We start from the raw sequence: 23,268 nt of genomic DNA, 5'->3' as shown, positions 1-23,268 counted from the left end.
CCTCCATGTACAAGACCCTCGAAGCCCACATTCGCCAACAGGTCGCCCCCGCCGCCCTGCGCGCCGAGTTCCGCCAGCACGAATTCGAGGCCATGCGCCGCTTCTGCCTGCTGATCTTCTGCATCGGCATCGCCATCTGGCTGATCTTCGACCTGATCGTCAGCTACCTTGGCGGCCAGGGTTTCACCTGGCTGTCGGGGGTGTTCATCGCCCTGTTGTGCAGCCTCTGCGTGGTCCTGGGCTTCACCCGCAAGAGCCAGCATTTCGACGTGCTCAACCTGTTGTTCGTGGCGGTGATCACCCTGGCCATGCGCCTGGTGATCGAGGGCATTCCGATCGTTCTGCGCCCGGTGTGGCTGGTGCTCGGAGTCTCGACGGTGCTCTACGCCGTCTCGCTGCTGCCGGTGCGGCGCTGGTCGTTCTTCTGCGCCCTGGGCATCACCTGGCTCATGCTCAACCCGTTCTTCCACACGCGTATCGAGGCCCTGGAGCTTGAGGGCGCGATGCTGATCAGCTACGGGGTATTCCTCAGCGGCCTGGTGACCTACAGCTACCTGCGCATCCGCCAGGCCAAGCTGCACAATTTCTACCTGACCAACGTGCTGCTGGAACAGGCCTACATCGACGCCCTGACCGAAATCCCCAACCGCCGCTCGTTCATGGCCAAGGCCGGAAAGCAGCTGCGCCAGGCGGATGCCGGACAGTTCCTGGCGATGATCGACATCGACAATTTCAAGCAGGTCAACGACCGCTTCGGCCATGACATCGGCGACGAGGTGCTCAAGCGCGTGGCAGCGCATATCAAGGCAGCGATGATCGGCTACGAGATCGCCCGGCTGGGCGGCGAGGAATTCGCGATCTTCTTCCAGGGGCTGGACGAAGCCAGCGCCGAGCAGCAGGTCGCCGCGCTGTGCCAGAGAGTGCGCGAGGACCTGTCTGCGCACCCGGTGACCATCAGCATCGGCCTGGCCCGGATCGACAGCGGCGATACCCTGAGCCTGGCGCTGATCAGGGCGGACCAGGCATTGTACGAGGCCAAGCACACCGGCAAGGACCGCTTCGTCCTGTGGACTACCCGGCTGGCAAACGAATCCTGAACTGCGCCCCGCCCAGCGCCGACTGCGCCACGGTCAGCGTGCCGCCCTGCCCTTCGATGGCCCGCCGGCTGATCGCCAGCCCCAGCCCGAACCCGCCGGTATTACGGTCACGGCTGCGGTCCAGGCGATAGAACGGCTGGAAGATCCGCTCACGCTCCTCGGTTGGGATGCCGATGCCGTCGTCTTCCACGGTCACCAGGCAAGCGCCGTCCTCTTCCCGGCGCAGGCGCAGCAGCAGGCTTTCATCGCAGTAGCGCATGGCGTTGCGCACCAGGTTCTGCACGGCGCGGGCGGTCAGCCGCGGGTCGAGGACGAAACGCGGCAGGTCGGTTTCGCAGCGCACCTCCCAACGGATGCCACGGTTGTCGAGCTCCTCGGCGAAGCTGCCGAGCACGCTGTCCACCAGTTCCAGCAACGACACCTCGACCCGCTCGCGGGCCTGGTCGACGCTGTCCAGGCGGCTGTAGGAGAGCAGTTCAAGCACCAGTTCGTCCAGTTCGCGCACATGGCCCACCAACCCCAGCAGGCGTTTGCGGCTGGCCGGCGGCACCTCGTCGAACAGCAGCACCAGGCCGAAGTCCAGGCGGGTCAAGGGCGTGCGCAGCTCGTGGGAAACCGCGTTGAGCAGTTCGCGCTGCTGGTTAACGTGGCGTTCGAGATCGCTGGCCATGGTGTCGAACACCCCGGCCAGTTCACCGATGTTCGAGCGAGGCGAGATATGCGTGCGCTCGGACATCTCGCCGCGCCCCAGGCGCCGGGCAGTGTCCTTCAGCCGTTCGAGGTCGCGCCAGTGCGGCCACACCCACAACAGCAGGCAGCCAAGCATGGCCGCGCCGATCAGCACGGTCACGCCCCAGGACAGCACGTTGATGTCCAGCGGGTCGTCCGGCGAATGCAGGCGCACCAGCCATTGCGAATCCAGCGGCGCCAGCACCGTTTCGTAGTAGCCCCAGTCGGCCATGCGCACCGCGTACAGGCCATGTTCGAGCCGGGCTTTCTCCTCGCTGCTCAAGTCGGCATCGTCCATGCGCAACAGGCGCACTTGCAAAGGTTTGAACACCTCGGCCAGGTCTTTTTCCACTGCCGGCCACTGCTCCTGCGGCGCCTGCTGGAACTGGCGCACGATCAGGGTCTGCACGCCCTTGGCCTGCTCGAGGTTGTAGGCCATGAAGCGCTCATGGAACAACCCGACGATGGTGTCGGGGATCAGCGCGATCGCCCCGGCATAGGCGACGATGATCACCAGGTAAAGCCGCACCAGGATCTTGAGCATGGCCTGTCAGTACTCCCACTCGACCCGGCTGAACAGATACCCCTTGCCCCACACGGTCTTGATCTTGCGTGCTTCGCCGGCGCTGTCGTCGAAGCGTCGGCGCAGCTTGGAGATGGCCACGTCCACCGAACGGTCGGTGCCGTTGAACTCGATGCCGCGCAACTGCTGCAGGATACGGTCGCGGCTCATCACCTCGCCGGCGTTGCGCGCCAGCACCACCAGCAGGTTGTACTCGCCGCTGGACAGTTCCACCTCCTCGCCGCGCCAGCTGACCGTGCGCTCGGCCAGGTCGATGCGCAGGCCACCGACCTGGATCAGGTCGCTGTCCAGGCGCGGCTCGTTGACGCTGCTGCGGCGCAGCAGGGTACGCACCCTGGCCAGCAGCACCCGGGGTTCGCACGGTTTGGTGACATAGTCGTCGGCGCCCATTTCCAGCCCCAGCACCTGGTCGTGGCTGTCGTCACGGGCGGTCAGCATGAGGATCGGCAGGCCCTGGCTCTCCTGGCGCAGCAGGCGGCACACCTGCAGGCCGTCGAGGCCCGGCAGCATCAGGTCGAGGATCACCAGGTCCGGTTTCTGGCGGCGGAACTCGTCCAGCACATGGTCGCCGCGGGCAATCACCCGGACATGGAAATCGTTGCGTTGCAGGTAGCTGGCGATCAGTTCGGACAACGCGCTGTCGTCTTCGACCAGGAGAATGTTCGGCATAAGGGGATTTGACGAAAGATTGAAGTAAGGCAGGATATAGAATCCCGCGCGGGCCACCGCCGATTGTTCACACTTTTTCACACACGCCCAACACAGCTTAACAGCCGCCACCCGAACGGCTGCTTTAGCATACGCTGGATCAAACCTGGAAGATCCGTATGTCCATTCCCTGCCCTTCGCGCCTGCGCCCCTTGGCGCTGCTGGCGCTGATCACCCTTTCCCTGGCCGGTTGCAACGACGCCGCCGAACAGGAAGAACAGGCCCCGCCTTCCCAGGTCCGGGTCGAGACCCTGGCCGTGCAGCCACTGGCGATCAGCACGGAACTCAGCGGCCGCCTCCTCGCGCCGCGTACCGCCGAGGTGCGCGCCCGGGTAGCCGGCGTGGTGCTCAAGCGGGTGTACCGCGAAGGCAGCGACGTCAAGCAGGGCGACGTCTTGTTCCTGATCGACCCGGCGCCATTCAAGGCCGACTTCGACAGCGCCCGCGCCACCCTGGCCAAGGCCGAGGCAACCCTGTACCAGGCCCGCCTGCAGGAACAGCGTTACCGCGAGCTGGTCGACGACAAGGCGGTCAGCCGCCAGGAGTACGACAACGCCCGCGCCGCCTTCCTCCAGGCAGACGCCGCGGTCGGCGAAGCCAAGGCGGCGCTGGAACGGGCGCGCCTGAACCTGGGCTACGCCACCGTCACCGCGCCGATCTCCGGGCGCATCGGCCGCGCCCTGGTGACCGAGGGCGCGCTGGTCGGACAGAACGAAACCACGCCGCTGGCCACCATCCAGCAGTTGAACCCGATTCACGCCGACGTCACCCAGTCGACCCGCGAGCTCAATGCCCTGCGCCGCGCCTTGCGCGCCGGCGAACTGCGCCAGGTCGGCCAGGACCAGGTCAAGGCCACGCTGATCCAGGACGACGGCAGCGCCTACCCGCTGGCCGGCAAGCTGCTGTTCTCGGACATCAGTGTCGACCCGAGCACCAACCAGATCACCCTGCGCAGCGAGTTCCCCAACCCCGACCTCGACCTGCTGCCGGGCAGCTACGTGCGCGTGCGCCTGGACCAGGCGGTGCAGCCCCAGGGCATCAGCGTGCCGCAACGGGCGATCCTGCGCGACAGCGCCGGCGTGCCCAAGGTGCTGCTGGTCGACCCGCAGAAGCGCATCAGCGAACGCCAGGTGGTTTTGGGCAGCGCCCAGGGTGATCGCTGGATCATCAGCGAGGGTCTGGCCCCGGGTGATCGCGTGGTGGTCGAGGGCCTGCAACACGTCAAGGCCGGCGACCAGGTCCAGGTCGACGAGCAACCGGGCGCCTCCGCGGTCGCCCAACACACCGGCCAATGAGGGCCTGATCCATGCCGCAGTTCTTCATCGACCGCCCGGTATTCGCCTGGGTGGTCGCCCTCTTCATCCTCCTGGTCGGCGCCCTGGCCATCCCGCAGTTGCCGGTGGCCCAGTACCCCGACGTGGCGCCGCCGCAGGTGGAAATCTACGCCGTCTACCCGGGCGCCTCGGCGGCGACCATGGACGAGAGCGTGGTCAGCATCATCGAGCAGGAGCTCAACGGTGCCGACAACCTGCTCTACTTCGAGTCGCAGAGCAGCCTGGGCAACGCCACCATCACCGCCAGTTTCCAGCCCGGCACCAATCCGGACATGGCCCAGGTCGATGTGCAGAACCGCCTCAAGGTGATCGAGTCGCGCCTGCCGCGCCCGGTGACTCAGCAAGGCCTGCAGGTTGAGAAAGTGTCCACCGGCTTCCTGCTGCTGGCCACCCTCACCTCCGAGGACGGCAACCTCGACGAGATTGCCCTGTCGGACATCCTCGCGCGCAACGTGATGAACGAGATCCGCCGCATCAAGGGCGTCGGCAAGGCGCAGCTGTACGGCTCGGAGCGGGCCATGCGCATCTGGATCGACCCGGCCAAGCTGGTCGGCTTCAACCTCACGCCCAACGACGTGGCCGAGGCCATCGCCGCGCAGAACGCCCAGGTCGCCCCCGGCAGCATCGGTGACCTGCCCAGCCGGCCGACCCAGGAGATCACCGCCAACGTGGTGGTCAAGGGCCAGCTGAGCACCCCCGAGGAATTCGCCGCCATCGTCCTGCGCGCCAACACCGACGGCTCGACCGTCACCGTCGGCGATGTCGCCCGGGTCGAGATCGGCGCCCAGGAGTACCAGTACGGCACGCGCCTGAACGGCAAGGCCACCAGCGCCTTCAGCGTCAAGCTGTCGCCCGGCGCCAACGCCATGGAAACCGCGGGCCTGGTCAAGCAGAAGCTCGACGAGCTGGCGCGCTACTTCCCGGCCGGGGTGAAATACGACATCCCCTACGACACCTCGCCGTTCGTCAAGGTCTCGATCAAGCAGGTGATCAACACCCTTGTCGAGGCCATGGTGCTGGTGTTCGCGGTGATGTTCCTGTTCCTGCAGAACTTCCGCTACACCCTGATCCCGACCCTGGTGGTGCCGGTGGCGCTGATGGGCACCTTCGCGGTGATGAACGCGCTGGGCTTCTCGATCAACGTGCTGACCCTGTTCGGCATGGTGCTGGCGATCGGCATCCTGGTCGACGACGCCATCGTCGTGGTAGAGAACGTCGAGCGGATCATGGCCGAGGAAGGCCTGCCGCCCAAGGAAGCCACACGCAAGGCCATGGGCCAGATCAGTGGCGCCATCGTCGGCATCACCCTGGTGCTGGTGGCGGTGTTCCTGCCGATGGCCTTCATGAAAGGCTCGGTGGGCGTGATCTACCAGCAGTTCTCGGTGTCGATGGCGGTGTCGATCCTGTTCTCGGCGTTCCTCGCCCTGAGCCTGACCCCGGCCCTGTGCGCCACCCTGCTCAAGCCCTTGGAAAAGGGCGAGCACCATGAGCGCAAGGGTTTCTTCGGCTGGTTCAACCGCCGCTTCGAGGGCATGAGCAACGGCTACCAGCGCTGGGTGACCCACGCCCTGGCCCGCAGCGGCCGCTACCTGCTGGTGTATGCCGTGCTGCTGGCTGTGCTCGGCTACGGCTTCAGCCAGTTGCCCACCGCCTTCCTGCCCACCGAGGACCAGGGCTACACCATCACCGATATCCAGCTGCCGCCAGGCGCCAGCCAGGCGCGCACCATCGAAGTGGCCCGGCAGATCGAGGCGCACAACGCCGAAGAACCGGGCGTGGCCAACACCACGCTGATCCTCGGCTTCAGCTTCTCCGGCAGCGGCCAGAACGCGGCGCTGGCCTTTACCACGCTCAAGGACTGGTCCGAACGCGGTGGCGACGACAGCGCGCAGTCCATCGCCGACCGCGCCACCCTGGCCTTCACCCAGCTCAAGGACGCCATCGCCTACGCGGTGCTGCCACCGCCGGTGGACGGCCTGGGCGAGTCGACCGGCTTCGAGTTCCGCCTGCAGGACCGTGGCGGCATGGGGCACACCGCGCTCATGCAAGCCCGCGACCAGTTGCTGGAGGCGGCGCGCAAGAGCAAGGTACTGGTCAACGTGCGCGAAGCCTCGCTGGCCGAAAGCCCCCAGGTGGAACTGGAAATCGATCGGCGCCAGGCCAATGCCCTGGGCGTGTCGTTCGCCGACATCGGCGCGGTGCTGGACACCGCCGTGGGTTCCAACTATGTCAACGACTTCCCCAACCAGGGCCGCATGCAGCGGGTGGTGGTGCAGGCCGAAGGCGACCGGCGCAGCCAGGTCGAGGACCTGCTGAAGATCCACGTGCGCAACAACAGCGGCAAGATGGTGCCCCTCGGCGCCTTCGTCAGCGCCCACTGGCAGTCCGGTCCGGTGCAGCTGACCCGCTACAACGGCTACCCGGCGGTGTCGATCTCCGGCGAGCCGGCGGCCGGCCACAGCTCGGGCGAGGCCATGGCCGAGGTCGAACATCTGGTTGCCCAGCTGCCGGCCGGCGCCGGCCTGGAATGGACCGGCCTGTCGCTGCAGGAGCGTCTGTCTGGCAGCCAGGCCCCGCTGCTGATGGCGCTGTCGCTGCTGGTGGTGTTCCTGTGCCTGGCGGCGCTGTACGAAAGCTGGTCGATCCCCACCGCGGTGCTGCTGGTGGTGCCCCTGGGCGTGCTTGGCGCGGTGCTTGCGGTGACCCTGCGCGGGATGCCCAACGATGTGTACTTCAAGGTTGGCCTGATCACCCTGATCGGCCTGTCGGCGAAGAACGCCATCCTGATCATCGAGTTCGCCAAGGCCCTGGTCGACCAGGGCCACGACGCGGTGGACGCCGCGATTCAGGCCGCGCGCCTGCGCCTGCGCCCGATCGTGATGACCTCGCTGGCGTTCATCCTCGGCGTGGTGCCCCTGGCCATCGCCAGCGGCGCCAGCTCGGCCAGCCAACAGGCGATCGGCACCGGGGTGATCGGCGGCATGCTCAGCGCCACTTTCGCCGTGGTGTTCGTGCCGGTGTTCTTCGTCGTGGTGATGCGCCTGGCCGGGCGCGGTCGGGCAAGGACGACCGAAGCAGCCACCCACGAGGCCTGACTGGACAAGCCTCGCGGTAAATGGGAGGGTTCCCGGCATTGTCTGCCCGGAACCCTTTTTCATGCCTGACGCCCTCCCCCCCTGCTCCATCCTCATCCTCGCCGGTGGTCGTGGCCAGCGCATGGGCGGTCGCGACAAGGGCCTGGTGGCCTGGCGCGGCGAGCCGCTGGTGGCCCATGTGCAACGTGCCGTGCGGGCACTCAGCGATGATCTTGTGATCTCCTGCAACCGCAACCAGGCGGCCTATGCGGCGTATGCCGACCAACTCGTCAACGATGCCGATGCGGACTTTCCTGGTCCGCTGGCCGGGGTCATCAGCGGGCTCAAGGTGGCACGGCATGAATGGGTGGTGGTGCTGGCCTGCGATGCGCCGCTGATCGATCGGGCCTTGATCGAGAACCTGCTGGCCCTGGCGGTGGCCCACGACAGCCCGGCCATGGTGCGCCAGGGCGGGTACTGGCAGCCGATGTTCAATGTGCTGCCACGGCGGTTGCTGCCGCTGCTGGAGCAGGCCTGGCAGGCGGGTGAGCGGAGTTTGCAGAAGGCCTTGCTACAAGCGAATGTCCAGGGGCTGGAGTGTATAGAGGACGACCCGCGATTGAGTAACTTCAACAGCCCGGATCTGCTGCAGGATTAACACCTCGATCGCGGGGCAAGCCCGCTCCCACGAAAGCCCACTCCCGCAGAAATACGCGTGCTCTGTGGGAGCGGGCTTGCCCCGCGATTTCGTCGGCCCTGCCTACCCCATTCTTAGAGGCAAAAAAAGCCCCGGGCAAAACTCCCCGGGGCTAAGCGGTTGGAATCCCCAACCAAAGGAGTTTTTCAGCCCTTGCCTGGCCAACCACCGCCCAGGGCACGGAACAGATCGACCAATGCCAGCTGGCGTTGGGTGCTGGCCTCGATGAACGCCGCTTCGTTGACATAGCCGTTGCGCTGCGCATCCAGGTAACGCAGGTGGCTGTCCACCCCGCCCTCGTAGCGCGCCTTGGCCAGCGCCACGGTCGCCCGGCTGGTGTCGGCCAGGGCCCGGCGCGCCGCTTCCTCGCGGCGCAGGGTGTCGGTGGCGGCCAGGGCGTCGGCGACTTCGCGGAAGGCGGTCTGGATCGTGCCTTCGTAGGCCGCCACCGCCGAATCCTTGCGCACCTCGGCCAGGCTCAGGCCGGCCCTGTTGCGCCCGGCGTCGAACAACGGCAGCGACAGCTGCGGCATGAAGCTCCAGCTGCGCGAACCGCCGTCGAACAACCCGGACATCTGCGCACTGGAAGTACCGAAGCTGCCGGTCAGGCTGATCCGCGGGAAGAACGCCGCCCGCGCCGCGCCGATGTCGGCGTTGCGTGCCCGCAGCCGGTGCTCGGCGGCGAGTATGTCCGGGCGCCGTTCGAGCAGCGCCGACGGCGCGCCCGGGGCGATATCCTGCAGGACCAGCGGCGCCTCGCTACGCTCGGCCGGGATCGCCGTGGCCGCGTCCGCGCTGCCCAGCAGCAGCACCAGGGCGTTGTAGGCCTGGCGCTGCTCGCGCACGATGCCTTCCAGCTCGGCCCGCGACTGCTCGACCAGCCCCAGCGCCTCCTGGTGATCCAACGCCGTGGCCGTGCCGGCAGTGCGCCGCTGGCCGACCAGGGCCAGCGAATCCTCGCGGCTGGCCAGGGTCTGGCGGGTCAGCGCCAGGCGCCGCTCGGCGCCGTCCAGGGTCAGGTAGGCCTGGCTTACCTCAGCGATCAGGGCAATGCGCGCGGCGCGGCCAACTTCCTCAGTGGCCAGGTACTGTTCCAGGGCCGCGTCACTCAGGCTCTTCACCCGACCGAACAGATCGACCTCGTACTCCGGCAACGACAGGCCCACCTGATATGTACTGCTGACACCCTCGCGACCGTTGCTCGACAGGTCCGCCGGCAAATGCTGGCGGTTGCCCGAAACCCCGGCATTTAAGCCCGGCACCCGGTCGGCACGCTGGATACGGTACTGCGCGCGGGCCTGCTCGATATCCAGCAGGGTCTGGCGCAGCGAACGGTTGTTGTCCAGCGCGGTACCCACCAGCTGGCGCAGGGACGGGTCGACGATGAACCCCTGCCAGTCCAACTGCTCCACCGCCTTGCCGTGATGGCCGGCGGCATCGCCCCACTCGGCCGCCACCGGCGCCTCGGGGCGTTGGTAGGTCGGTGCCAGGGAGCAGCCGGTCAAGGTAACGGCCAGCGCGAACGAAATTGCGAGATTGCGCATGAGCATCACTGAGTCACCTCTATAGCGTGTTGCACGGGGGCCGGCTTGCGCTTGAGCAGCTTCAGCACGAAGACGAAACAGATCGGCACGAACACCACGCCCAGCAAGGTGGCGCTGAGCATGCCGCCGATCACCCCGGTACCGATGGCGCGCTGGCTGGCCGCGCCGGCGCCGGTGGCGATGGCCAGCGGCACTACGCCGAGGATGAAGGCCATGGAGGTCATCACGATCGGGCGGAAGCGCAGGCGCGCGGCCTCGATGGCGGCGTCGCTCAAGCTGTAGCCCTTCTCCCACAACTCCTTGGCGAACTCGACGATCAGGATCGCGTTCTTAGCCGCCAGGCCAATGATGGTGATCAGGCCAACCTTGAAGTACACATCGTTGGGCAGGCCGGTGAGCATCACCGCCCACACCGCGCCCAAGGCGCCGATCGGCACGATCAGCATTACCGTCAGCGGGATCGCCCAGCTTTCGTACAGTGCCACCAGCAGCAGGAACACCACCAGGATGGCCAGGGCGAACAGGGCCGTGGCCTGGCCGCTGGAGACCTTCTCCTGGTACGAGAGGCCCGTCCAGGCATAGCCGATGCCAGGCGGCAGTTCGCTGACCAGGCGTTCCATCTCGGCCATTGCCTGGCCGGTGCTGTGGCCGGGCGCGGCGTCACCGGCGATGCGGATCGACGGATAGCCGTTGTAGCGCACCAACTGCACCGGGCCCTCTTCCCATTTCGTGGTGACGAAGGCGCTGAACGGCACCTGTTCGCCCTGGGCGTTCGGCGCATACAGGCGCAGCACGCTTTCCGGGGTCATGCGTTCGCCCTGCTCGGCCTGCACCACCACGCGCTGCTGACGCCCGGCATTGGTGAAGTCGTTGATCACCGCCGAACCGAAAGCGGTGGCCAGGGTGCTGTTGATGGTTTCGAAGCTCACGCCCAGGGCGCGGGCCTTCTCGCGGTCGATCTGCACGCGCAGTTGCGGCGCCTCGGCCAGGCCTTCCATCATCGCGTAGAGGATCACCGGGTTGCCGTTGGCGCGGGCCAGCAGCTGGTCACGGGCCGCCAGCAATGCTTCGCGGCCCAGGCCGCCACGGTCCATCAGGCGCAGGGCGAAACCGCCGGAGTTGCCCAGGCCGTCGATCGGCGGCGGCATGACCGCGGTGATGGCACCGTCGCCGTTGGCGGCGAACTGGGCGTTGATAGCGGCGGTTTCCGCCTCGGCCGATTGTTCCTTACCGCGCAGGGACCAGTCCTTGTAGGTGGGGAACGCCAGCGCGGCGTTGTCGCCCTGGCCAGAGAAGCTGAAGCCACTGACGATGAACGAGTTGGCCACCGCCTCGCGGGACCTCAGGAACTGCTCCAGTGCCTCGGCAGTGTGGTCGGTGCGTACCCGGCTGGCGCCCGGCGGCAGTTGCACGTCGACGATGCTGTAGCCCAGGTCTTCCGCCGGCACGAAAGCCTCAGGCAGGCGCAGGTAGGAATAACCGAGCACCACCAGGATGCCGACGTAGGCCAACATCCAGCGGCCGGCGCGGGCCACCAGGGCGCTGTTCATCACCGAGTAGCGCTCGGTCACGCGGGCGAAGGCGCGGTTGAAGGCACCGAAGAAACCGCCCTTTTCATGGTGGCCATGGGGCACCGGCTTGAGCAGCGTGGCGCACAGCGCCGGGGTGAAGGTCAGGGCGAGGAAGCCGGAGAACAGGATCGACACCGCCAGCGACACCGAGAACTGCTGGTAGATCACCCCCACGGAACCTGACATGAACGCCAGCGGCAGGAACACCGCCGCCAAGACCATGGTGATACCGATGATCGCCCCGGACACCTGCCCCATCGCCTTGATGGTGGCGTCCACCGGCGACAGGCCCTCCTCTGCCATCAGCCGCTCGACGTTCTCCACCACCACGATGGCATCGTCCACCAGGATGCCGATGGCCAGCACCATGCCGAACATGGTCATCATGTTCACCGAGAAGCCGAGCAGCTTCATGATCATCAGCGTGCCCAGCAGGCACACCGGCACCACGATCGACGGGATCAGGGTGTAGCGCACGTTCTGCAGGAACAGGAACATCACCAGGAACACCAGCACCATGGCTTCGATCAGGGTGTGGATGACCTTCTCGATGGCCACGTCGACGAAGCGCGAGGTGTCGTAGGGCACCGAGTACTCGACGCCCTCGGGGAAGAACTGCGCAAGCTCCGCCAGGCGTTCCTTGACCAGGGTGGCGGTCTGGATGGCGTTGGCACCGGGCGCCAGCTGCACCGCACCGGCCACGGCCGGGTGGCCGTCCAGGCGCGAGGACAGGTTGTAGTTCTCGCTGCCGATGGCCAGGCGCGCGACATCGCCCAGGCGCACGCTGGAGCCGTCGGGGTTGGCACGCAGGACGATACCGGCGAAGGCCTCGGGCGTATCGAGGGTGCCCTGCACCGCCAGGGTCGCGGTCAGCTCCTGTTCGCTGGCGCCCGGCGTGCTGCCGAAGCTGCCGGCCGGTACCTGGACGTTCTGGCCACGGATGGCATTGTTGATGTCGTCGATGGACAGGCCATAGCCCACCAGTTTCTGCGGATCGACCCAGACCCGCATGGCGGCTTCGGAGGCGAAGAACTGCAGCTTGCCCACGCCCGGGACGCGCAGCAGTTCATTGTTGATGTTGCGCGCGGCGTAGTCGGCCAGGGCCGTGGTGTCGCCGCGGTCGCCGGCCTTGCTGGTCAGGGCGTAGATCAGCAGGAAGCCGGAGCTGGCCTGCTCGACCTTCAGACCCTGGGTCAGCACTGCCTGGGGCATGCGCGCCTCGGCCTTCTTCAGGCGGTTCTGCACGTCGACCTGGGCCATGTCCGGCTTGGTGCCGGGCTCGAAGGTCACCAGCACCTCGGCGACGCCGTTGGAGTTGTTGGTGGACTCGTAGTACAGCAGGCCCTTGGCGCCGTTGAGCGACTCCTCGATGATGCTGGTCACCGACTCCACCAGCACCTTGGCCGAAGCCCCCGGATAGCTGGCGGTGATGGAAATCTGTGGCGGTGCCACGCTGGGGTACTGGGCCACCGGCAACGCGGGGATCACCAGCAAGCCGGCCAGGGCAATGAACAGCGCCACGACCCAGGCGAAGTTCGGCCGATTGATGAAGAACTTGGACATCTCGCCTCCCTCGCCTTATTTCGCCGCGACCGGCTGCGCCTGCGCCACCACGGGCATGCCCGGGGCCAGGCCGGCAGGGCTGCCGACGATGACCTGCTCACCGCCGCGCAGGCCTTCGACGATCTGCCAGCGCGAACCCCGCATCACGCCGGTGCGCACGCTGCGCGCCTCGGCCAGGCTGCCGGTGCCGACCACCAGCACCCGCGCCTCGCCATCGCTGCCGCGCTGCACCGCCCGTTGCGGCACCAGGATCGCCTGCTGGTCGGTGCCCTGGGGGGTGCGCACGCGCACGTACATGCCCGGCAGGAGAATGCCGTCGGCATTGTCGAAGCGCCCGCGCAGGGAGACCTGGCCGGTGCCGCGGTCGACCGCCACGTCGGTGAACATCAGCGCGCCCTGGCGCTGGTAGTCGGTGCCTTCTACCTGGGCCGTCAGCGCCTTGTCATCGCCACCGACCAACGCGCCGTCCTTGAGCGCCTGGCGCAGGCGCAGGGCATCGGCGGCGGACTGGGTGAAGTCGACGTAGATCGGATCGAGTTGCTGGATGCGCGCCATCAGCGTGGCATCGCCCTGCCCGACCAGCGCGCCTTCGGTGGCCAAGGCACGGCCGATGCGCCCGGAAATCGGGGCGGTGACCGTGGCGTAGCCCAGGTTCAGGCGCGCGGTGTGCACGTCGGCCTGGGCCGAACGCACGGCGGCCTGGGCGCTGCGCAGCTCGGCGGTGGCGCTGTCGAAGTCCTGCTGGCTGACCGCTTCGATCTTCACCAGCGGCTCATAGCGTTTTACCCGCGCCTGGGCTTCCTGCTGCACGGCCTGGGCCCGGGCCAGGTCGGCCTCGGCGCGGGCCAGGGCCGCCTTGAACGGCGCCGGGTCGATCTGGAACAGGACATCGCCGGCCTTGACGTCGGCACCTTCCTCGAAACGCTTGTGCAGGACGATACCGGCCACCCGGGCACGTACCTCGGCCACCCGCATCGGCTCGACCCGACCTGGCAAGGTCGAGGCCAGGGCCAGTGGCTCGGCGGCCACGGTCACGATTTCCACCGGAAAGGCCGTTTCAGCGCCGGCCTGCTGTTCGTCGGCCGCCCCGCAGCCGGCCAGGGCCACAGCCACTGCCAGCCAGCTGGCCATTCCTATTGCACGCAAATTGCTCATGAACTCACCCGAGCCGTTAACTAAATTTGGCGCGAATGGTACTTACATATTCGATTTGAGTCAATTTTGTCTCATTTGAAGTTTTTGTGAAAAGCTGTAATGACCACCTCCGATCGTCGGCTCGTCGCAGTCCTGGCCCATGGAGGGCGTCAAATGAAACACAACGCCTGAGGAGATCCGCCATGACCCTGCACGCCGTGGCCAGCCTCGACCAGCTCGAGGAACACCGCCCCCTGCGCGTCCAGGCCGGCACCGAGGAGATCATCCTGGTGCGCCAGGGCGAGTTGGTGATGGCCTACCAGGCCAACTGCCCGCATGAGGGCGCGCCCCTCGAACAAGGCGCGGTCTGTGCTGGGCTGCTGATCTGCCCCTGGCACAAGGCCGCCTTCGCCGTGGGCGTGGGCGCGGTGTGCGAACCGCCGGCCCTGACCGGCCTGCGCCGCCATGCCGTGCAGCTCAGGGATGGCCAGGTCTGGGTCGACGACCAGCCACTGCCCGAAACCGAGGCACCGCGCCACAGCGACGCCCGCACCTTCGTCGTGGTGGGCGCCGGCGCCGCCGGCTCGGCCGCCATCGCCACCCTGCTTGAGCATGGCTTTGACGGGCGCCTGCTGTGGATCGACCAGGAACAGCCGAACGCCTACGATCGCACCGCCCTGAGCAAGTTCGTCATCGCCGGGCAGATGCCGGTGGACGAAGTGCCGACCCTGCTGGCCCCGGACGCCCTGCGCCGTGGCCAGCTGCAGCGTTTGCACGGCAAGGTGCGCGCCCTGGATGCCGACAAGCGCGTGCTCACCCTGGCCGACGGCCAGAAGCTGAAATACGACGCCGCCCTGCTGGCCACCGGCGGCAAACCCAGACGCCCCGAACTCCCCGGCGTGCAGTTGCCCGGTATCTGCGTGCTGCGCTCGCGCACGGATGCAGCGCAACTGCTCGACCTGGCCGAACCAGGCCAGCCGGTGGTGATCGTCGGCGATGGGTTCATCGGCCTGGAGGCTGCCAGCGCCCTGCGCAAGTACGGCCTACAGGTGCATGTGGTCACGCGCCACGCCATCCCGCTGGCCCGACAGCTGGGCGAGCGCATCGGCCAGAGCCTGCGCGAGCTGCACGAGCGCAAGGGCGTGGTATTCCACGGGCCGACCGAGGTCAGCGGCTTCGAAGGCCGGGAGCGGGTCGAGGCCGTGTTGCTGGCCACTGGCGAGCGCCTGGAAACCCCGCTGGTACTGCTCGGCACCGGCGTCAGCCCGGCCACCGGTTATCTGCAAAACCTCCCCCTGGCCGAGGACCGTTCACTGACAGTGGACGCCCATCTGCAGGCCGCCGACGGCCTGTGGGCGGCCGGCGATATCGCCACTTTCCCTCTGGCCGGCCGCCCGGTACGCATCGAGCACTGGCGCCTGGCCCAGCAGCATGGGGTGATCGCCGCCGCCAACATGCTCGGCGAGCGCCGCCGCTACGACGACGTGCCGTTCTTCTGGACCTACCAGCACGGCCGCACCTACGAAGTGCTCGGGCATGCCAGCGGCTGGAACCGCATCGAATACGTCGGCACCCCGGAACAGGGCGACTTCATCGCCCTGCAGTGCCTGGACGACCAGGTCGAGGCGGTAATCGCCAAGGGCCACGCGCGGGCCATGTCGGTGCTGTCGCAGCGGCTGAAACGGCCGCTGTCGAGCCGCGAGGCGCGTGACCTGATCGATGCCTGGCCGGATTGAGACCTGGCGTTGCCCGGACAGTGGCAACCGCGCGCTCCTCATCGTACAGTACACCGCAGACTCGCCCCAGCGCAGGGAGATTGATCCAGTGCACTTCGACTGGCACGAACACCAGGCCCACCTCTTTGCCAGTACCCAGGCATTCAACAACCTGGCACGGACAATGCGCCGATGCCGACCTGGCAGCCACGCGCAACTCGCGCTTCGCTCTGCCACGGGAACCTGCACGATGTTGCGAGTTTCCTGTGATCGGCGAGAGGCGTTCCTGGCACTGAATGAAGACATGCTTCAAATCACCTTCACCGAAGCGCTCAGACAGCGGCTGGCCAACGGTTTTTCCATGCCTGCCGAAACTCGCCCTGGCTCACGATTCGTCATCAGCAGAATTCAGAGCGAAAAACTTGCGGGGTTACGTGAAGACTCGATCGAACTGGTATTGCATGTAGAGACGCCACAAGCGCACCCCTTGGCAGGCTACTTCAGCCATGACGACGGTACACTGCCGGAAATCGAGCTCTACTTTGCCCGGAGCGCGGACATGCCGAGCGCATTCGCACGCCTGTTCACCCTCGGTGCGAGGGTGGGCTGCGGCAGCTTATGGGACAAGGCAAGCGGGTGCGAAACGCCCTTTACCGGCCCACAGGATGCCTCACGTGTCAGTGACGGTGTCGTCGAACCGTTTCATGTACTGGCGAAGGGTATCAACATCGATGGCCAGCCCCTCCCTGACCTGGGCGTGATGGTCTGCAAGCACGGCCTGACACTGGACTATCGCATGGGGCCTGACTGGGATGCGCCTCGAATCGACGCCCTGCTGTCGTTGCTGCGCCAACTTCGGCAACAAGGCGGCCAGGTTCGCATCCCTTGGTGGCAGGCAGACGGCGAACAGGACTTTCTGCAGGCCCTCGGCCGCAGCGGGGCCGACGGATGAACTCGCGCTCCCTGGATATCCAGCGGTTGCTCAGGAAACGACAACTCAATGTGCAGGAGCAGAACCTGCTCACTGCCCATCGCATCAGAGAGTCGGCACGCCCCTGGCTCACCCGTGAGGTACCGCCTGCCCTGCTACGCGTCGCCGAAAGCCACGGGATCGACTGGACACGCTCCCTGCTGCTGGACCTTGAGTTCGACTTCCCCGGCATGGCCAGCCTGACGGGCAGTCTGTTGACCGATACCGAACGCTTCATAGACTTCGAGCTCGAGACCGACAGCAGTTACTGCCAGCTGCTGTCGATCGAATGCTGGGAAGACGTGACGGCCCAGCATGACCATGGGTTGCGCAACCGGGGTACCGGCAAGGGTTATGCAACCATTGCCCTGGAGACAAGGCGTGAACTGCTCGGCCTGCCGACGCCCTGAGCGCACGCCTTGCCTTGGCCACCGCGAGCTTTCAATACCGAGGTGAACTGTGTAAAACAAGTTCACCCACACTGTAAGGAAAGGATGACTCGCAATGATCTACCGCCCCCTCGGCCGCTCCGGCCTGCACGTCTCGGCCCTCACCCTGGGCAGCATGATGTTCGGTGAGCAGACCAGCACCGAAGACTCGCTGCGCATCATCGACAAGGCCTGGGACCAGGGCATCAATTTCGTCGACACCGCCGACGTCTACAATGGCGGCCGTTCCGAGGAGATCGTCGGCGAGGCGGTGGCGCGCAACCGCCACGACTGGATCATCGCCTCCAAGGCTGGCTACGGCCCGGTCGATGGCGTGCCCAACCGCAGCGGCCTGTCGCGCAAGCACCTGTTCAACGCCATCGAGGCCAGCCTCACACGCCTGGGCACCGACTACCTGGACATTTACTACCTGCACCGCGAGGACCACACCGTACCGCTGGAAGAGACCGTGCGCGCCATCGGCGACCTGCTGGCCCAGGGCAAGATCCGCTACTGGGGCGTATCCAACTTCCGTGGCTGGCGCATCGCCGAGATCTGCAACCTGGCAGAGAAGCTCGGCGTGGCCAAGCCTGTGGTCAGCCAGCCGCTGTACAACATCGTCAACCGCCAGGCCGAGCCCGAGCAACTGACCGCCGCCGCCTATCATGGCCTGGGCGTTGTGCCGTTCAGCCCGCTGGCCCGCGGCGTGCTCAGCGGCAAGTACGCGCCCGGCTCGACCCCGGACCAAGGCAGCCGCGCCGGCCGCCAGGACAAGCGCATCATGGAGGTGGAATGGCGCCAGGAGTCGCTGGCCATCGCCCAGAAGATCCATGCCTACACCGAGGCCAAGGGCGTGGGCATCGTCGAGTTCGCCATCGCCTGGGTGCTGAACAACCGCCTGGTCAGCTCGGCCATCGTCGGGCCGCGCACCGAGGCGCAGTGGGACACCTATGCCGGCGCGCTGGCAGTGAAGATCACGGCGGAGGACGAAGCGTTCATCGACTCTCTGGTGACGCCGGGCCATGCCTCGACACCCGGGTTCAACGATGTGGCGCACTTCGTCAGCGGGCGCCTACCGCGCTGACGTCTAGGTCTGAGTCTGGGGCGTAGAGCGTGGGATCAATTGTCTTGCGGAGATTTCTCAACTGGCGTGATCTCTCTGAGCGGCCTTGCGTCGCGAAAGGGACGCAAAGCGGCCCCGGCGATCTTTGCAACAATGCTGAAATCCCGGGGCTGCTGCGCAGCCCTTTCCGACCGGTCCGACGCCTCGGCAAGGCCGCTCCAGGTTGGCGTAGTACCCATGGCAGCCCGCCCCGATTGCTGGCATTGTTCGACTTTCCCCGCGCAAAGGACGCGCCCCCATGGCCCTGCACCTCTGGCTGACCTTCTCCTTCGCCTACCTGCTCACCTCGCTGATCCCCGGCCCCAACGTCCTGCTGACGGTGCGCAACGCCCTGCGCTACGGCCCCTCCGGCATGGGCATGACCCTGTTCGGCAACCTCACCGCGCAACTGCTGACGATCACCGCCGTGGCCATGGGTGTGGGCGCCCTGCTGATCTCGCTGCCCACGGCGTTCCTGGTGCTGAAGCTGGCCGGCGCCAGCTACCTGATCTACCTCGGCCTGCGCCAGTTGCTGGGTAAAGGAGGCCCCGCCGCCCCGGCGGCCCAGGTGGTCGCGACGCCACCCCAGACGCAATGGCGGATCGCCGTGGAGGCCTTCCTGGTCTCGGTGAGCAATCCCAAGACCCTGGTGTTCTTCTGCGCCTTCCTGCCGCAGTTCCTCGAGCCTGGGCGGCCGATCTTCGGCCAGTTCGCGGCGATGTACCTGAGCGGCGCACTGATCGTCTGCCTGGTGCATTCCTTCTACTGTTTCACCGCCTGGCGCTTCGGCCTGCGCCTGAAGGCTTCGCCCCTGGCCGCCTGGTTCAAGCGTGCCACCGGCGCGCTGTTCATCGGCCTGGGCGTGCGCCTGGTCAACACCCGGGCGGTGTAACGCTCGACTGCTCCCTCGCAAGGCCTGGGTGGTGATTCAGGACTGCCCCAGGTTGAGCACCAGCGCGATGAATGCCTGCTCGTCGAGCCACTCGTCCTCATACAGTTCGATGGCCCGGCGGGTGTCGCCCTTGAGACTGGCATTGAGCAGCCCGGCATGGTGGATCAGCGCCCTGACCCGGGACCAGGTGCGGACCACGCCGGTCGGCAAGGCTGGCGATGCGGGGGTCGATCTGCTCGCGGGCTTCGGCATGGGGGCATCCTCAGGCAGTTTCTCCCAAGAACTGTAAGCGAATGCTGCCAAATAGCCCTGAAAGGGAAAATCAGAGAAACGTCCTACGCGGACTTGGGAAGCCCTGTCGACCACCCAGAATCCGTTCCTCGCTAGTGTTTCAGGTCTGCGTAACGTCGCCCGTGGCTGGCTGCAACAGCCACGGGCTCGGTGCTAACACGCCTGCATGAACAGCTTCGCTGAGGACATCGGATGTTCGACTTCAACAAACTGCTCGAAATCAATCGGCAAGCCTGCGAGGCCCTGGAGGCCCCCTTCGCCAGCGGGCCCGCCGTCCATTGCACGCGCACCTTCACCATCCTGCCCCTGCGCTATGCGGCCGTTGCCGGCACTACCGGCCAGCGCCTGCGCTTGCCAACCCTGCCCGATCACCTGCGCCATCCCTACAGTGTTGCCACGCTCCAGCAGGCCGACTATGCCATTCGGCCATTGCGCCAAGGCTTCCTGTACGTCATGGAGAAACGCAAGCGCAGCGGGCAGCACAGCCTGCACCCGCCCTATCGCATTGCGGCGAACGGTTCTTTATCGCTGGTTGCCCCCGGGCAGTCCGAGCCGGACGCCACAGATGTCCACACCCTGCGCGACATGATTCGCAATACGGCCTTGGCGTTCAACGTCCATGACCTCGAAGACCTGGCCGAGCTGCGCCTGTTCTACAGCCCCGACCCGTTGACCGAAGCGGCCCAGCAGCAACTGCTGCGTCGACGCGACAGGCTGCCGGCCGTGGATGTCGCCGCTTTCACCGGCCTTGGCTGCCCGACGCCCAGGCCCTATGTGCTGCGCCATGACCAACTGGACCTGGTCGCCGATTTCGCTGCGCAAACCGACAGCTCATTGCGCAAGCTGCTGGACAACCAGCTGTTCAGTGAAACCAGCGTCCACTCGCTGACGGCAGCCCGGTACATGCTGGGCCCGGTTGCCGGCAAACCCGAAGCCCGTGGTATCGCGGTGGTGGTGGAAGATGCCATCGGCATCACCCAGCAACTCAATGCCTGGCGCAACGCGGGCATGGAACACCTGAAGGATTGGCTGGAAGCCACGGAGTCGGTCGCGGGAGAACCCGGCCCCAGCAACGAGCGCAAGGTGCTGGTCGCCCAGGCCTTCACCGAACTGCATCAGCAATTCAGTGAGCGCAAGGTCGCCGCGCTGGTCGACCGTCACAAAGAGGCCATGCGCGCCCACCTCGCCGGTGCCGACCAGGGCGCCAACCCGCAGATGGCCGCCTGGTGGGCGCAGGCCAAGGAAGGCATTCTCGATACCGCAGGCGCACTCAGGCGCCAGGACCTTGAGGCCCGGGCGAACAACGGCGAGTTCGCCCGGCAGTTCGAAACGCGTTACCTGCCACACGTCGACCTCAAGGCCATGCATGACCAGCTGGCCTGGTTCGAATCCCACGGACTCGAAGCGCAGCGCCTGGCCGACGTGCGGGCCGACGACCATCTCGTCTGGCTGCAATCTGAGCAGCTGCTCGCGGCCCTGGCCTACTACGACGAGAACGACCTGCGCAGCGGCCTGTGCTTCGCTCACCAGACCGGGCTCAGCGTGGTCGGCATGGAGGGCGTGCCAGCCGGGGCGCGGCTGCTCGCCCAGTGGTGGCATGCCGACACGCTGACGCCCGACAACCTGGCCCTGCGTTCCTTCGTCTTCAACCAGCGCGCCATTGCCGAGGTGCTGGAGCAGACACGTCAGGCACTGCAAGCACTGCCGCCGGAATACGATCACTGGCAGCAGGTGGACACCTCGCTCAAGTACGCCAAGGAACTCGCCTCGCAGTTCAGCCGGGTGGACGGCCACCTCGACCAGCTGGCCCAGCACAGCGCCCTCAACACCGCCGGGGCCTTGGCCTGGCTGGGTCAACTGGGGCGCCAGAGCCTGCAGGCCGGCGCCCCCGGCAACATGGATCGCCTGCTGTACCGGCGCCTGGGCACCTACCTCATCGCCTCGCTGGGCGAGCAAGCACTCAACCTGCGCCTGAGTGAACACGCACTCGAGGGTGACACCCCCTCGCGAGGACGGGTGGCGGCCCCCATGGTCCGACGCCTTGATCGCGCCTATGTGGAGACGTTGCAGGGCGCTCATGCTCATTCGTTCTATCGGCTTCGGCTGGCCAGTGGCCTGCTCCTGCTGGAGGCGGGACTGCTCCTGTTGCAGGGGCAGCGGGATGACAAGGACCGGCGTTTCTGGAGCGAGGTGGTGGCCGCAGGATTGGCCAGTGCGGCAGCGGGATTCGAGCTACTGGCAGTGGGGACGGAACAGACCCTGCTGGGCGTCGAGCGGAACAGCGCGATTGCGCGGGGAGCGGACATCAGCCTGGGGCGCTATCGGCTATGGGGGGCGGCGTTGGCGACGGTGGGGGGCGTTGTCAGTATTGCGTGGGACATTTCAGATGCCGAAGAAGCAAAAATCAGATCCAAATCAATGGTAAGCGATCCATGAACCCCACCTACCGAGAATAGGAAGTCGCAGTTATCGTGGCATCTCCGGCGAGCAGTTCCACGGCAGTAGCGCTTCATAGTCTGCTACAGACTGCGCGTGGGGCAGTCGCTCCAGTACGTGGCGCAGCCACGTATAAGGCTCTTGGCCGTTGATCTTTGCAGTCTCGACCAAGCTGTAGATCTGGGCACTGGCCGTGGCGCCTTTGGGCGTGTCGCTGAACAGCCAGGCCTTGCGACCGATGACAAACGGCTTGATCGAGCGCTCAGCCAGATTGTTGTCGATTGGTAGATAACCAGCCTCGACGTAACGCACCAACCGGCTCCAGTTATTCGCCAGATAATTCACGGCCTTGCCCAGCACGCTTTGCGGCGTCACTTGGGATTGGGCCTTGTCCAACCAACTTTTCAACTGGGTCAGGACTGGCAGGCTTTGCGCCTGTCGCGCTACATAACGCTGCTCGTCACTGGCGTCTTTCAGTTCGCGCTCGATGCCATACAGCTTGTTGATCATTGCCAGTGCGACATCGGCCCGTCCGGTTTTGCCTTTAGGCTGCACTTTCTGAGCGTCGACGAATTTGCGCCGGGCATGCGCCATGCACGCCAACCGTTCCACGCCAGGCTGCAGCGCCAACGCGTTATAGCCGGCGTAATCGTCCGTCATGACATACCCGCGATAACTTTCCAGCAGGCGCAACGGAACTTCCTGCGCCCGACTGGAGCTGTAGTCGAACAGCACGATTTTTCGGTCAGGCGGTCCGCTGACTTGCACCCACATCCAGGATTGGCTGGTCGGATCTCGATCCGGTTCTTTCAGTACCTGGACACGGGTTTCATCGCAATGGATGACCGGACTTTCCAGCAATCGCTCACGCATCAAATTCAGCAGCGGCTGGACATGTTCGCTGCATTGGATGATCCAGCGCGCCAGTGTCTGACGTGGAATGTCGATCCCGTGCCGGCTCAGGACACTTTCAAAACGGTGCAGCGGCAAGCCATCGACATACTTGGTGGTCAGCAACATCGCCAACACGCTCGGGCTGGCCATGCTCTTCTCGATCAGTTGAGCCGGTTTGTCTGCCGTGATCGGGGCAACTTCACATCCCCGGCAGCCGTAGACCTTACGGACATGTTTGAGCACGCGGATCTGCATCGGCACGATATCCAGCTGCTCGCTGATTTCCTCACCGATCTCATGCTTGCGGCAACCGCATGCACAGGTCAGTCCGTGTTCAGGCAGTTCGTGGATGACTTCGATACGCGGCAGATCAGCCGAGAGTGGCTTGCGTTTTCCCCGGCGTGGCGCTGGTGTGACGACTTCTTCATCCGGCGTCTCCACCGTCAACAGAGGCTCGCTCTCTGCCTCGTTGAACATCGCCAGTTGCGGCGTGTTGGGGTCGATGG

17 protein-coding genes are annotated in these 23,268 nt (G+C 66.1%); 10 read left to right on the top strand and 7 right to left on the bottom strand.

The genetic code is table 11. The features are described from left to right. Nucleotides 1-5 precede the first annotated feature (5 nt). A complete protein-coding gene (locus AC25ND_RS07415; RefSeq protein WP_028691701.1) occupies nt 6-1,097 on the top strand; it encodes a GGDEF domain-containing protein in 1,092 nt (363 codons plus the stop codon). Here the strand turns inward: AC25ND_RS07415 and AC25ND_RS07410 are convergent. Then, the gene (locus AC25ND_RS07410) at nt 1,072-2,370 is read right to left on the bottom strand and encodes an ATP-binding protein (protein WP_088851525.1); all 1,299 of its coding nucleotides are present in this window, start codon (nt 2,368-2,370) and stop codon (nt 1,072-1,074) included. The genes AC25ND_RS07415 and AC25ND_RS07410 overlap by 26 nt on opposite strands. A gap of 6 nt (nt 2,371-2,376) precedes the next feature. Beyond that, complete coding sequence (locus AC25ND_RS07405) at nt 2,377-3,078, bottom strand: response regulator (protein WP_062360827.1); 702 nt, start codon at nt 3,076-3,078, stop codon at nt 2,377-2,379. A 158-nt stretch (nt 3,079-3,236) separates the two neighbouring features. Between AC25ND_RS07405 and AC25ND_RS07400 the strand changes: the two genes are divergently transcribed. The 3 genes from AC25ND_RS07400 (at nt 3,237) to mobA (ending at nt 8,183) form a co-directional block, all read left to right on the top strand. Continuing rightward, a complete protein-coding gene (locus AC25ND_RS07400; RefSeq protein WP_028691704.1) occupies nt 3,237-4,412 on the top strand; it encodes an efflux RND transporter periplasmic adaptor subunit in 1,176 nt (391 codons plus the stop codon). An 11-nt stretch (nt 4,413-4,423) separates the two neighbouring features. Beyond that, nucleotides 4,424-7,546: an efflux RND transporter permease subunit gene (locus AC25ND_RS07395; RefSeq protein ID WP_028691705.1), complete on the top strand. Its 3,123-nt coding sequence runs from the start codon at nt 4,424-4,426 to the stop codon at nt 7,544-7,546. A gap of 61 nt (nt 7,547-7,607) precedes the next feature. Next, a complete protein-coding gene (gene mobA, locus AC25ND_RS07390) occupies nt 7,608-8,183 on the top strand; it encodes a molybdenum cofactor guanylyltransferase MobA (protein ID WP_062360830.1) in 576 nt (191 codons plus the stop codon). A 185-nt stretch (nt 8,184-8,368) separates the two neighbouring features. On the opposite strand, the gene AC25ND_RS07385 is transcribed toward mobA, so the two are convergent. Genes AC25ND_RS07385 through AC25ND_RS07375 form a run of 3 tightly spaced genes read right to left on the bottom strand, consistent with a single transcriptional unit; the run spans nt 8,369 to nt 14,055 of the window. Next, nucleotides 8,369-9,772, bottom strand: a complete 1,404-nt coding sequence (locus AC25ND_RS07385; protein ID WP_186597104.1) for an efflux transporter outer membrane subunit — start codon at nt 9,770-9,772, stop codon at nt 8,369-8,371. Further along, complete coding sequence (locus tag AC25ND_RS07380) at nt 9,772-12,900, bottom strand: efflux RND transporter permease subunit (protein WP_288520559.1); 3,129 nt, start codon at nt 12,898-12,900, stop codon at nt 9,772-9,774. Before AC25ND_RS07380 ends, AC25ND_RS07385 begins: the two co-directional genes overlap by 1 nt. 15 nt (nt 12,901-12,915) lie before the next feature. After that, nucleotides 12,916-14,055 (bottom strand): MexC family multidrug efflux RND transporter periplasmic adaptor subunit, encoded by a 1,140-nt coding sequence (locus tag AC25ND_RS07375; protein ID WP_486976207.1) that lies wholly within the window; start codon nt 14,053-14,055, stop codon nt 12,916-12,918. 182 nt (nt 14,056-14,237) lie between these two features. Between AC25ND_RS07375 and AC25ND_RS07370 the strand changes: the two genes are divergently transcribed. From AC25ND_RS07370 to AC25ND_RS07350, 5 genes are all read left to right on the top strand, one after another. Then, entirely contained in the window at nt 14,238-15,770 is a 1,533-nt protein-coding gene (locus AC25ND_RS07370; protein WP_288520563.1) for an FAD-dependent oxidoreductase, read from the top strand. A gap of 88 nt (nt 15,771-15,858) precedes the next feature. Then, on the top strand, nt 15,859-16,701 hold the full coding sequence (locus AC25ND_RS07365) for a hypothetical protein (protein WP_241412870.1): 843 nt from the start codon (nt 15,859-15,861) through the stop codon (nt 16,699-16,701). Further along, nucleotides 16,698-17,129 (top strand): hypothetical protein, encoded by a 432-nt coding sequence (locus AC25ND_RS07360; RefSeq protein WP_232853860.1) that lies wholly within the window; start codon nt 16,698-16,700, stop codon nt 17,127-17,129. Before AC25ND_RS07365 ends, AC25ND_RS07360 begins: the two co-directional genes overlap by 4 nt. Before the next feature lie 94 nt (nt 17,130-17,223). Continuing rightward, nucleotides 17,224-18,231 carry an aldo/keto reductase gene (locus AC25ND_RS07355; protein WP_062360838.1) on the top strand — a complete coding sequence of 336 codons (1,008 nt, stop codon included), beginning with the start codon at nt 17,224-17,226 and terminating at the stop codon, nt 18,229-18,231. 277 nt (nt 18,232-18,508) lie between these two features. Further along, entirely contained in the window at nt 18,509-19,141 is a 633-nt protein-coding gene (locus AC25ND_RS07350) for a LysE family translocator (protein WP_182325016.1), read from the top strand. A 36-nt stretch (nt 19,142-19,177) separates the two neighbouring features. Here the strand turns inward: AC25ND_RS07350 and AC25ND_RS07345 are convergent, their stop codons facing one another. Beyond that, nucleotides 19,178-19,393, bottom strand: a complete 216-nt coding sequence (locus tag AC25ND_RS07345; RefSeq protein ID WP_069017350.1) for a hypothetical protein — start codon at nt 19,391-19,393, stop codon at nt 19,178-19,180. Between the two features lie 231 nt (nt 19,394-19,624). On the opposite strand from AC25ND_RS07345, the gene AC25ND_RS07340 reads away from it, so the two are divergent. Then, nucleotides 19,625-21,868, top strand: a complete 2,244-nt coding sequence (locus AC25ND_RS07340) for a T6SS effector BTH_I2691 family protein (protein ID WP_486976206.1) — start codon at nt 19,625-19,627, stop codon at nt 21,866-21,868. Nucleotides 21,869-21,898: 30 nt separating this feature from the next. Here AC25ND_RS07340 and tnpC read toward each other — a convergent pair. Further along, nucleotides 21,899-23,268 (bottom strand): IS66 family transposase (gene tnpC, locus AC25ND_RS07335; RefSeq protein WP_486976205.1); only part of this gene is annotated, 1,370 nt, incomplete at its 5' end.

The organism is Pseudomonas sp. P110(2024), assembly GCF_057480795.1.
This window is presented reverse-complemented; position numbering and strand designations above follow the sequence as displayed.

Excerpts from the sequence above, each read along its gene's own strand:
- AC25ND_RS07375 (WP_486976207.1), bottom strand. The coding sequence starts at position 14,055 with ATGAGCAATTTGCGTGCAATAGGAATGGCCAGCTGGCTGGCAGTGGCT.
- AC25ND_RS07370 (WP_288520563.1), top strand. The coding sequence starts at position 14,238 with ATGACCCTGCACGCCGTGGCCAGCCTCGACCAGCTCGAGGAACACCGC.
- AC25ND_RS07410 (WP_088851525.1), bottom strand. The coding sequence starts at position 2,370 with ATGCTCAAGATCCTGGTGCGGCTTTACCTGGTGATCATCGTCGCCTAT.
- AC25ND_RS07345 (WP_069017350.1), bottom strand. The coding sequence starts at position 19,393 with ATGCCGAAGCCCGCGAGCAGATCGACCCCCGCATCGCCAGCCTTGCCG.
- AC25ND_RS07380 (WP_288520559.1), bottom strand. The coding sequence starts at position 12,900 with ATGTCCAAGTTCTTCATCAATCGGCCGAACTTCGCCTGGGTCGTGGCG.
- AC25ND_RS07355 (WP_062360838.1), top strand. The coding sequence starts at position 17,224 with ATGATCTACCGCCCCCTCGGCCGCTCCGGCCTGCACGTCTCGGCCCTC.
- AC25ND_RS07405 (WP_062360827.1), bottom strand. The coding sequence starts at position 3,078 with ATGCCGAACATTCTCCTGGTCGAAGACGACAGCGCGTTGTCCGAACTG.
- AC25ND_RS07385 (WP_186597104.1), bottom strand. The coding sequence starts at position 9,772 with ATGCTCATGCGCAATCTCGCAATTTCGTTCGCGCTGGCCGTTACCTTG.
- AC25ND_RS07360 (WP_232853860.1), top strand. The coding sequence starts at position 16,698 with ATGAACTCGCGCTCCCTGGATATCCAGCGGTTGCTCAGGAAACGACAA.
- AC25ND_RS07340 (WP_486976206.1), top strand. The coding sequence starts at position 19,625 with ATGTTCGACTTCAACAAACTGCTCGAAATCAATCGGCAAGCCTGCGAG.
- AC25ND_RS07395 (WP_028691705.1), top strand. The coding sequence starts at position 4,424 with ATGCCGCAGTTCTTCATCGACCGCCCGGTATTCGCCTGGGTGGTCGCC.
- mobA (WP_062360830.1), top strand. The coding sequence starts at position 7,608 with ATGCCTGACGCCCTCCCCCCCTGCTCCATCCTCATCCTCGCCGGTGGT.
- AC25ND_RS07350 (WP_182325016.1), top strand. The coding sequence starts at position 18,509 with ATGGCCCTGCACCTCTGGCTGACCTTCTCCTTCGCCTACCTGCTCACC.
- AC25ND_RS07400 (WP_028691704.1), top strand. The coding sequence starts at position 3,237 with ATGTCCATTCCCTGCCCTTCGCGCCTGCGCCCCTTGGCGCTGCTGGCG.
- AC25ND_RS07415 (WP_028691701.1), top strand. The coding sequence starts at position 6 with ATGTACAAGACCCTCGAAGCCCACATTCGCCAACAGGTCGCCCCCGCC.